General features: G+C 67.9%; 8 protein-coding genes. 3 read left to right on the forward strand and 5 right to left on the reverse strand.

The window, feature by feature from the left end; all coding sequences use genetic code 11:
* Nucleotides 1–173: ribose-5-phosphate isomerase A (locus NS331_RS22675; RefSeq protein WP_193758184.1), on the forward strand; the 173-nt coding region annotated here is incomplete at its 5' end.
* A gap of 43 nt (nt 174–216) precedes the next feature.
* Here NS331_RS22675 and NS331_RS22680 read toward each other — a convergent pair.
* From NS331_RS22680 to NS331_RS22700, 5 genes are all read right to left on the reverse strand, one after another.
* Nucleotides 217–855, reverse strand: coding sequence for a glutaredoxin family protein (locus tag NS331_RS22680; RefSeq protein ID WP_058644208.1), 639 nt, complete (start codon nt 853–855; stop codon nt 217–219).
* Between the two features lie 5 nt (nt 856–860).
* On the reverse strand, nt 861–2,936 hold the full coding sequence (locus NS331_RS22685) for a M3 family metallopeptidase (RefSeq protein WP_058644204.1): 2,076 nt from the start codon (nt 2,934–2,936) through the stop codon (nt 861–863).
* 96 nt (nt 2,937–3,032) lie between these two features.
* Entirely contained in the window at nt 3,033–3,887 is an 855-nt protein-coding gene (gene folD / locus NS331_RS22690; protein ID WP_058644205.1) for a bifunctional methylenetetrahydrofolate dehydrogenase/methenyltetrahydrofolate cyclohydrolase FolD, read from the reverse strand.
* 88 nt (nt 3,888–3,975) lie between these two features.
* Nucleotides 3,976–4,599: a response regulator transcription factor gene (locus NS331_RS22695; RefSeq protein ID WP_058644206.1), complete on the reverse strand. Its 624-nt coding sequence runs from the start codon at nt 4,597–4,599 to the stop codon at nt 3,976–3,978.
* Between the two features lie 17 nt (nt 4,600–4,616).
* Nucleotides 4,617–7,211, reverse strand: a complete 2,595-nt coding sequence (locus NS331_RS22700; RefSeq protein WP_082702709.1) for a PAS domain-containing sensor histidine kinase — start codon at nt 7,209–7,211, stop codon at nt 4,617–4,619.
* A gap of 191 nt (nt 7,212–7,402) precedes the next feature.
* Here NS331_RS22700 and aceE point away from each other — a divergent pair, with 191 nt between their 5' ends.
* Nucleotides 7,403–10,117 (forward strand): pyruvate dehydrogenase (acetyl-transferring), homodimeric type, encoded by a 2,715-nt coding sequence (gene aceE, locus NS331_RS22705; protein ID WP_058644207.1) that lies wholly within the window; start codon nt 7,403–7,405, stop codon nt 10,115–10,117.
* Between the two features lie 44 nt (nt 10,118–10,161).
* A partial coding sequence (locus NS331_RS22710) for a biotin/lipoyl-containing protein (protein WP_345940361.1) occupies nt 10,162–10,783 on the forward strand: 622 nt, incomplete at its 3' end.

A 10,783-nucleotide genomic window follows, 5' to 3' on the forward strand; every position in this document is an offset into this window, starting at 1 on the left:
ACAACGGCCAGCACATCCTGGATGTCACGGGCCTGGAGATCCGCGACCCGCTGGCCTTCGAGTCCGAGGTGAACCAGTGGCCCGGCGTGGTCACCGTGGGCGTGTTCGCGCACCAGAAGGCTCATGTGTGCCTGCTCGCCACGCCCGAAGGCGTGCAGACGCTGACCTTCTGAGCCGGTCAGACGCCGGCCTGCGCCATGCGCGCCGGCGTTCGCCTCAGAAGCGGATGCCGGCCGGGTTGGACGGCGTCGGCCCGGACGGGGCGGGCGCAGGCGGCGCTGCCGGTGGCGGCGCGGCCTGGGCTGGCGCCGCTGGCGACGCGACCAGCGGCCGCGGCGCGGGGCTGCGGTAGGCCGCCGGCAGCTGGCTCTGCCGCGGATAGCCGGCGGCATCCAGGTACTGCGCCCACTCCGCATCGGCATAGCCGCGCAATTGCTGATTGCCGATCGTCAGCAGCGGCAGCCCGGTCTGGCCGCTGAGCCGTTGCAGCGCCTCGGCGTCCGCACTCGCATTGACCGTGCGCTCCCGGAAGGGCACGCCCCGGTTCCTCAGCATGTTGCGGCCTTCGTCGCAGGGCGCGCAGTCGCGCTGGGTATACAGCGTGACGGGAAAGCGTTGCACGACCTGCCGCAGCGCGTAGGGCAGGGCGTCTCCACCCGTTTCCACCTCGCTCGGCGTGGCGATCTCCACCGGCTGCGCGGAGGCCGACGGCGGCCGGTCCGAGAAGGTGACGCGGCCCTGTGCGTCCACCGAACGGTAGAGCGGCTGGGCCATCGCGCCGCCAGCGATGCACAGCACGGCGAGGGCGGCCGGCAGCACGGCGCCGGCAGCGCGGGAAAGGACCGGGCGCCGCATCACGGTCACGCCAGCGCTTCTTCGGCCAGCGGCTCGCTCATGCCCTGGTGGCGCAGCAGCGCGTCGATGCTGGGCTCGCGGCCGCGGAAGGCCTTGAACGATTCCATCGCGCTGCGGCTGCCGCCGGCCTCGAGGATGGCCTGGCGGTAGCGGCGGCCGGTTTCCACGCTGGGCAGGCCCTGCGCGTCCACGGTTTCCTCGAAAGCGGCATAGGCGTCCGCAGACAGCACCTCGGCCCACTTGTAGCTGTAGTAGCCGGCCGCATAGCCGCCCGAGAAGATGTGCGTGAAGGTCATGGGCGTACGGCTGAAGTCCGGCGAGGGCAGCACGGCGACCCCGGCGCGCACCTCGTTCAGCAGCGCCATCACCGCATCGGGCCGGGCGTGGCTGGCGTCCAACTGCGTGTGCAGCAGCATGTCGAACAGCGCGAACTCGATCTGGCGCAGCGTCTGCATGCCGCTCTGGAAGTTCTTCGCCGCGATCATCTTGTCGTAGAGCGCGCGGGGCAGCGGCTCGCCCGTGTCCACATGGGCCGTCATGTTCTGCAGCACGTCCCATTCCCAACAGAAGTTCTCCATGAACTGGCTGGGCAGTTCCACCGCATCCCACTCGACGCCGCTGATGCCCGAGACGTCGTGCTCGTTCACCTGCGTCAGCATGTGGTGCAGGCCGTGGCCGAACTCGTGGAACAGGGTGATGACGTCGTCGTGCGTCAGCAGCGGCGGCTTGCCATCCACGCCCTCGGCGAAGTTGCACACCAGGTGCGCCACTGGCGTCTGCAGCCGCTGGTCGTCGGGCCGCAGCCAGCGGGCGCGCACGTCGTCCATCCAGGCGCCGCCGCGCTTGGCCGCGCGGGCGGAAGGATCGAGGTAGAACTGACCGACCTTCTGCACGCCCTGCGGCGTCTGGCGCTCGATGCGGTAGAAGACCACGCTGGGGTGCCAGACCGGCGCCTCGTCGCGGCGGATCTGCACCTCGAACAGGTTCTGCACGATCTTGAACAGGCCGTCGAGCACCTTGGGCGCCGGGAAGTAAGGCTTGACCTCCTGCTCGCTGAAGGCATAGCGGGCCTCCTTCAGCTTCTCGCCGATGTAGCTCCAGTCCCAGGGCTGCGGATCGGCGATGCCCAGCTCATGGCTGGCGAAGTCGCGCAGCTGCACCACGTCGCGCTGGCCGTAGGGCTTGGCCTTGGCCGCGAGGTCGCGCAGGAAGCCGATCACCTGCTCGGGCGATTCCGCCATCTTGGGCACGACCGACAGTTCGCCGAAGTTGCGGTAGCCCAGCAGTTGCGACTCTTCCTGGCGCAGCTTCAGGATCTCGAGGATGAGGGGTGTGTTGTCGAAGGCCGCGTCGCCGAATTCGCTGGCGCGGGTGACGTAGGCACGGTAGAGGCGCTCGCGCAGCGCGCTGCTGCGGGCGAACTGCATCACCGGCAGGTAGCAGGGCATCTTGAGCGTGAGCTTGTAGCCGGCCTGGCCTTCCGCCTCGGCCGCGGCGCGCGCGGCGGCGACCACATCGGCCGGCACGCCTTCCAGTTCAGACTCCTGGGCGTAGTACGCGAACGCGTCCGTGGCATCCAGCGCATGCTCGCTGAATTTCTGGCTCAGTTCGGCCTGGCGCTCCTGGATCTGTGCGTAGCGCTCCCGCGCCGTACCCTGGAGTTCGGCGCCGCCGAGCACGAAATTGCGCATGGCGTTGGCGTGGGCCTGGCGCTGCTCGGCATTGAGCGTGGCCACGTCGATGGCCTTGTACTTGGCGTAGAGGCGCTCGTCAGCGCCCAGGCGCGTCCAGAACGCGGTGACGCGCGGCATGGCCTCGTTGTAGGCGGCGCGCAGGGCGGGCGTGTCGGCCACGGCGTTGAGGTGGCCGACGGCCCCCCATGCCCGGCCCAGACGCTCGGTGGCCACGTCGAGCACGCGCGCGATGGCAGACCACTCGGACGGAAACTCGGCCGCCGTGACCTGCTCCAGGGCCGCTTCGGCCTGCCGCAGCAGGTCGTCGATGGCGGGCGCCACATGTTCGGGCTGGATGCGGTCGAACAGGGGCAGGTCGGAGAAGTCGAGCAGCGGATTGGAGGTCATGCTGCCGATTTTGAGGCAAAGGCGGCGCCTTCAAGCGCCGGACATCGCCATGGCCGCGATGCAGGCCGGCTATTGCCGGGCCGGCCTGGGGCGCGATCAGGCGGCGGCGACGCGCTCGGCCGACTCCACCGTGTTGACCAGCAGCATGGTCACCGTCATCGGGCCCACGCCGCCGGGCACGGGCGTGATCCAGCCGGCCACTTCCTTGACCGTCGCGAAGTCCACGTCGCCGCAGAGCTTGCCCTCGTCGTTGCGGTTCATGCCCACGTCGATCACGATTGCGCCCGGCTTGACCATGTCGGCCGTGACCGTGTTGCGGCGGCCCACGGCGGCAACCACGATGTCGGCCTGGCGCACGTGGTGGGCCAGGTCGGCGGTGGCGCTGTGGCAGACGGTGACGGTCGCGTTCTTGGCCAGCAGCATCAGCGCCATCGGCTTGCCCACGTTGTTGCTGCGGCCGATGACCACCGCATGCTTGCCCTTGATAGGCACGCCGGTGCTCTCCAGCAGCTTGATGCAGCCGTAAGGCGTGCACGACCAGAAGCCCGGCAGCCCGGTCATCAGCGCGCCGGCGCTGGCGACGTGGAAGCCGTCCACGTCCTTCTCCGCGGCGATGGTCTCGATCACCTTGTCGGCGTCGATGTGCTTCGGCAACGGCAGTTGCACCAGGATGCCGTGGATGGCCGGATCGGCATTGAGCGCGCGCACGCGCTCGAGCAGGTCGGCCTCGGTCATGGTGGCCTCGTAGCGCTCCAGCACCGAATGCATGCCGGCCTGCTGGCAGGCCTCGACCTTCTTGCCCACGTAGACCTGACTGGCCGGGTCTTCGCCCACCAGGATCACCGCCAGGCCCGGCGTGACGCCGCGCGCCTTGAGGGCGGCGGTGCGCTCGGCCACTTCGGCGCGGATCGTGCGGGCCACGGCATTGCCGTCGATGAGTTGTGCGGTCATGGTTGCAGGCAGGGAAGGGGAATGAAAAACGCCCGCGGCCAGGGCCGAACGGGCGTGAGGAATGAGCGGCGGGCGGCGCGGGTCGGCGTCAGGCCTTGGCGTTCTGGCCCAGGGCGATCTTCAGCAGATCGGCCACCGTGTTGGCGTTGAGCTTTTCCATGATGTTCGCGCGGTGCGCCTCCACCGTCTTGATGCTGATGCCCAGGTCGTCGGCGATCTGCTTGTTCAGGCGGCCGGCGACGATGCGCTCGAGCACCTGCGATTCGCGGCCGGTGAGCTTGGACAGCAGCGCGTCGCGGCTGGCGGACTGTTGGTACTGCGCGAAAGCCGTGCGGGCATGGTCGAGCATGCGTTCCACCAGCGACACCAGCGCCTCTTCGTTGAAGGGCTTCTGGATGAAGTCCATGGCGCCCTTCTTCATGGAGTCGACGGCCATCGGCACGTCGCCATGGCCGGTGATGACCACGATGGGCAGCGGGGACTTGCGCTCGATCAGCTTGTCCTGCAGTTCCAGGCCCGACATGCCGGCCATGCGGATGTCGACGATCAGGCAGGCCACTTCGCGCGGGTCGTAGCGGGCCAGGAAGGACTCGGCGGATTCGAAGCAGCGGACGCGGTAGTCCTTGCCTTCGAGCAGCCACTGGAGCGAGTCGCGGACGGCTTCGTCGTCGTCCACCACATAGACCGTGCCCTTCTTGGGGATCAAACTCATGCGCTTACCTTTGCGTCTCAAGAAATCGCGGAGCCTGCCCCGGCCTTGCCGGCTGCGGCAGGCGGCTGGCCGGTGGCGGTCCAATCGGGGGGGCGTTCGTCGGGTGCTACGGAATCCGGAGCGCTGCCCACTGGTATCCAGAAGGAAAAACGGCAGCCGACGATGTCCGTTCCATTGTAGAGGTTCTCCGCCTGCATCCGGCCCTTGTGCGACTCCACGATGCTGCGGCAGAGGTTCAGGCCGATGCCCATGCCTTCGGCCTTGGTGGAGAAGAAGGCCTCGTAGAGCCGCTCCATGACTTCGGGCGCCAGGCCCTTGCCGGTGTCCTGCACCGCGAACTCGATGGCCTCCTGGCCTTCCACCTTGCGCGGCACCACGCGCAGCTCGACGGTGCGGCGGGCCGGCGGGCGCTGCGCCAGGTCGATGGATTCGGCGCCGTTCTTCATCAGGTTGACCAGTACCTGCTCGATGAGGATCGGGTCCACATGCACCGTGGGCAGCCGCGCGGCCACATAGTGGTTCAGCCGCACGTTGCGGCGCTTGAGCTCGATGCCGGCCAGCTCCACCGCCTCGCCCACCATGGTGGCGACTTCCGAGGGCGCACGGTTGGGCTCGCTGCGCTTCACGAAGGAGCGGATGCGCTGGATGATCTGCCCCGCCCGCTGGGCCTGCTTGGCGGTCTTCTCCAGCGCGCCGAGCAGGGCCTCGGTGTCGATCTGCTGGCCGCGGATGCGCGACATCATGCCGTTGCAGTAATTGCTGATGGCCGTCAGCGGCTGGTTCAGTTCGTGCGCCACGCTGGAGGCCATCTCGCCCATGGTGATCAGGCGGCTGGCGGACTGGGCCCGGTCGGCCTGCTGGGCGGCCTGTTCCTCGGCGTCGCGGCGGGCCGTGATGTCGGTGGCGATCACCAGCTGCGCCAGGCGGCCGTCCACCCAGGTCAGGTAGCGCGAGCGCACCTCCAGCCACTTGTTGAGGTGCGGCACGAAGATCTCGTTGTTGGCGGGCTGCGCGGCGGTGAGGGCGTCGGTGGGCAGGCCGGCCAGCGGGTCGACGTCGTCCAGGTCGTTGCCGTGGCTGGGCGAGGGCGCGGCGCCGGCCTGCGCCACCATGCCCAGGTGGCCGACCGTGTCGGAGCCGAACCAGGCGCGGTACATCTTGTTGGCGAACAGCAGTTCCTCGCTGCCCAGGGGCGCCACAGACACGGACGCGTCCAGCGCTTCGAGCACCGTGGTGAAGCGCTCGTGCGAGGCCGACAGCTGCTCGCGGATGCGCGTCGGCTCGGTGATGTCGGTCATCGACGTCATCCAGCCAGTCTGGTGGCCGCGGGCGTCGACCAGCGGCGACACGTAGAGGCGCGCCGGGAAGATCGTGCCGTTCTTGCGCCGCACCCGCACCTGGAAGCCGCCGGGCAGGGCGCGGCCGTGGATCTCTTCCTCCAGCCGCTCGTTCATCAGCTCGTGGTCGCTTTCCAGCCAGTAGGGGAAGGGGGGGCGGCGGCCGACCAACTCGTCCTCGCTCCAGCCGGTCATGGTGCAGAAGGCGGCGTTGACGTAGGTGATGCTGCCGTCCAGGTCCAGCACGCGCATGCCGGTGAGCATGGAGTCCTCCATCGCGCGGCGGAAATTGGTCTCGGCGACCAGCGCCTGCTGCGTCGCCAGCCGGCGGCGGGTGTGGCGCCAGGTGCCGATGAGCAGCACGCTGGTCAGCACCGACAGCGCCGCCACCAGCCAGAACAGCCCATTGCCCACCAGGCCCAGCGACGTGCGCCAGGCCTGGGCCCGCAGCACCAGGCTGTTGCCCACGGGCGAGACCGGCACTTCGTACTCGTTCGTCGGCTCCGCCCAGGGCAGGGGGCGGGACTCGGCCGGACTTCGGCTGTCGGTGGTGGTGCCCGCCAGCAGCTTGCCCGTGCCGTCGAGCAGCGACACGGCGTACTTGGCCGACACCTCGGGCGGAATGCCGTAGCGCAGCAGGCCGTCCACCGAGAACTCGCCCAGGACGGTGCCGGCGAAGAGGCCCTGGTCGAAGAGCGGGATGTGCAACTGCAGCGGCGCGGTCCGGTCACCGGTGGCGGTGGGCTGCGAATACACCGGCTGCGCCAGCTCGCGGGCCAGGGCGTAGTGGGTTTCGATATCGCCCGGGCGCAGCGCGTCGCCGGCCATGTGCTGCTGGGCCGGCGGCACGCTCGGCGCGGCATAGGTGGCGCGCCAGATGCGCCGGTCGTCGATCCAGCTGATGGACTGCAGCTCCGGGAATTGGCTCACCAGCGATTCCGCGCGGCTGGTGAATTCGATGGGGTCGATTTCGTGGCTGCTGGCATCGCGCGCGAGCCGCATCAATTGTTCCTGCCGCTCCAGCAGGCGCAGGCGCAGGCGCTGCTGCGCATATTCGACATCGCGGCGCACCGACTCGCGCTCGCGCTCCAGCTCCTCTGCCCGCAAATACCAGAAGGCGGCCACGATGGCGGCCAGGAAAAGCAGCACGGCCGCCATGGGTACCAGCATGGCCACGCTGTCCTGCAACGGCGGGGTCTGCCTTTTCCACCAGCGCTGCCACCAGGACACGATGGACAGGGGCTGGCCGACAGAAGGAGAACGCGCGCGGGGCATGGGTCGAGTTTAGGGGCCGAATTCCATGCAAATTCATGCTGCATCACGGCAAAATTTCATATTGAGAAAGTTCATGGCGCCATTTGGAATGCCAAATTTTTTGTGAGACACTCCCGCCGCCCGCGCGATGCGGCCTTTCTTCCTCTCTCAATTAACGTACGCCACGTACACACCGAATCAAGGAGACCCGGATGTCGGCCAACCCCGAGAAACCCACTGGCGCCGCAGCGAACGAAGCTGACGTGCAAGAGATGCAGGAATGGAAGGACGCGCTGTCGGCCGTCATCCAGAACGAGGGTGCCGAACGTGCGCACGCCCTGCTCGAAGAACTGCTCGAGCATGCCCGCCAGAACACGGTGGACATGCCCTTCTCGGCCAACACGGGTTATGTGAACACCATCGAGCCGAGCCAGGAAGCCCGCAGTCCCGGCAACCTGGAGATCGAACAGCGCCTGCGCGCCTACATGCGCTGGAACGCCATGGCCATGGTGGTCAAGGCCAACCGCCACCATCCGCCCGAAGGCGGCGACCTGGGAGGCCACATCGGCTCCTTCGCCTCGCTGGCCAGCATGTTCGGCGCCGGCTTCAACCACTTCTGGCACGCCGAGAGCGAAAAGCACGGCGGCGACCTGCTCTACATCCAGGGCCACGTCTCGCCCGGCATCTATGCCCGCGCCTACCTCGAAGGCCGCCTTTCCGAAGAGCAACTGCTCAACTTCCGCCAGGAAGTGGACGGCAAGGGCCTGTCGAGCTACCCGCACCCCAAGCTGATGCCCGAGTTCTGGCAGTTTCCAACGGTGTCCATGGGCCTGGGCCCGCTGATGGCCATCTACCAGGCGCGCTTCCTCAAGTACCTGCACGCCCGTGGCATCGCCGACACCGCCAACCGCAAGGTGTGGGTGTTCTGCGGCGACGGCGAAATGGACGAGGTCGAATCGCTGGGCGCCATCGGCCTGGCCGCGCGCGAGAACCTCGACAACCTGATCTTCGTCATCAACTGCAACCTGCAGCGCCTGGACGGTCCGGTGCGCGGCAACGGCAAGATCATCCAGGAACTGGAAGGCGAATTCCGCGGCTCCGGCTGGAACGTCGTCAAGCTGATCTGGGGCAAGGGCTGGGACGCGCTGCTCGCCAAGGACCATGACGGCGCCCTGCGCGAGCTCATGATGAACACCAACGACGGCGACTACCAGGCCATGAAGGCCAACGACGGCGCCTACGTCCGCAAGCACTTCTTCGGCCGCGACCCGCGCACGGCCAAGATGGTCGAGCACATGAGCGACGACGAGATCTGGGCCCTGCAGCGCGGCGGCCACGACTCCCAGAAGGTCTACGCGGCCTTCCATGCCGCCCAGAACCATGCCGGCCAACCCACCGTCCTGCTGGTCAAGACGGTCAAGGGCTTCGGCATGGGCAAGATCGGCGAGGGCAAGAACACCGTCCACCAGACCAAGAAGCTCGGCGACGAGGACATCAAGGCCTTCCGCGACCGCTTCAACATCCCGATCCCCGACAGCCAGCTGGCGGACTTGCCCTTCTACAAGCCGGCCGACGACACGCCGGAAATGAAGTACCTGCACGAGCGCCGCAAGGCCCTGGGCGGCTACCTGCCGCACCGCCGCGTCAAGGCCGACGAGAGCTTCACCGTGCCTTCGCTCGACACCTTCAAGGCCGTGCTGGAGCCCACCGCCGAAGGTCGCGAGATCTCGACCACGCAGGCCTACGTGCGCTTCCTGACGCAGCTGCTGCGCGACAAGGCCCTGGGCCCGCGCGTGGTGCCCATCCTGGTGGACGAGGCCCGTACCTTCGGCATGGAAGGCCTGTTCCGCCAGGTCGGCATCTACAACCCGCAAGGTCAGCAGTACACCCCGGTCGACAAGGACCAGGTCATGTACTACAAGGAAGACAAGGCCGGCCAGATCCTGCAGGAAGGCATCAACGAGGCCGGCGGCATGTCCAGCTGGATCGCCGCGGCCACGTCGTACAGCACGAACAACCGCATCATGGTGCCGTTCTACGTGTACTACTCGATGTTCGGCTTCCAGCGCATCGGCGACCTGGCCTGGGCGGCCGGTGACATGCAGGCCCGCGGCTTCCTGCTGGGCGGCACCTCGGGCCGCACCACGCTGAACGGCGAAGGCCTGCAGCACGAGGATGGCCATAGCCACATCCTGGCCAACACCATCCCCAACTGCGTCAGCTACGACCCGACCTTCGCCCATGAAGTGGCGGTGATCCTGCACCACGGCCTCAAGCGCATGGTCGAGAAGCAGGACAACGTCTATTACTACCTGACGCTGCTCAACGAGAACTACGCGATGCCCGGCCTGCAGCCCGGCACCGAAGAGCAGATCATCAAGGGCATGTACATGGTCAAGCAGGCGCCCGCGCTCGACGCCAAGGCGCCCACGGCCCAGCTGCTGGGCAGCGGCACCATCCTGCGCGAATCCTTCTTCGCCCAGGAACTGCTCGAAAAGGACTGGGGGGTCGCCGCCTCGGTGTGGAGCTGCCCGAGCTTCAACGAGCTGACCCGCGACGGCCAGGACGCCGACCGCTGGAACCTGCTGCACCCGACCGACACGCCGCGCGTGCCCTTCGTCGAAGAGCAGCTGGGCAAGACCACCGGCCCGGTGGTCGCGTCCACCGACTACATGAAGGCCTACGCCGAGCAGATCCGTCCCTTCATCCCCAAGGGCCGCAACTACAAGGTGCTGGGCACCGACGGCTTCGGCCGCTCGGACTTCCGCAGCAAGCTGCGCGAGCACTTCGAGGTGAACCGCCACTACATCGTGGTGGCCACGCTCAAGGCCCTGGCCGAGGACGGCGCGGTGCCGGCGGCCAAGGTGGCCGAGGCCATCAAGAAGTACGGCATCAACGCCGACAAGATCAACCCGCTCTACGCGTAATCCATCCACGGAACTGAAACGCCTCGAAGGCGGGAGACACGAACATGGCAGCAGTGGAAGTGAAAGTGCCCGACATCGGCGACTTCGACGAAGTCGCGGTGATCGAAGTGCTGGTCAAGCCCGGCGACACGGTCAAGGCCGAGCAGTCGCTGATCACGGTCGAATCGGACAAGGCCTCGATGGAGATTCCGTCGTCGGCGGCCGGTGTGGTCAAGGAAGTCAAGGTCAATGTCGGCGACAAGGTCAAGGAAGGCTCCGTCGTCCTGATCCTGGAAGGCGAGGGCGCTGGCGCCCCGGCCGCACCGGCTGCAGCGCCGGCCGAGGCCGCCGCGCCCGCCCCGGCGCCGCAGGCCGCGCCCGCGCCGGCACCCGCCGCCGCGGCGCCGGCTGCGGCCTCGGGCCCGGTCGAGATCAAGGTGCCCGACATCGGCGACTTCAAGGACGTCGCGGTGATCGAGGTGCTGGTCAAGCCCGGCGACGTGGTCAAGGCCGAGCAGTCGCTGATCACGGTCGAGTCGGACAAGGCCTCGATGGAGATTCCGTCGCCGGCCGCCGGCACGATCAAGGAACTCAAGGTCAAGGTGGGCGACACGGTCAACATCGGCGACCTGATCGGCATGCTGGAAGGCGCCGCCGGCGCCGCGCCGGCGGCGCCTTCCAGCATGC

Source organism: Pseudacidovorax intermedius (assembly GCF_001476815.1).
Lineage (GTDB): Bacteria > Pseudomonadota > Gammaproteobacteria > Burkholderiales > Burkholderiaceae_C > Xenophilus > Xenophilus intermedius_A.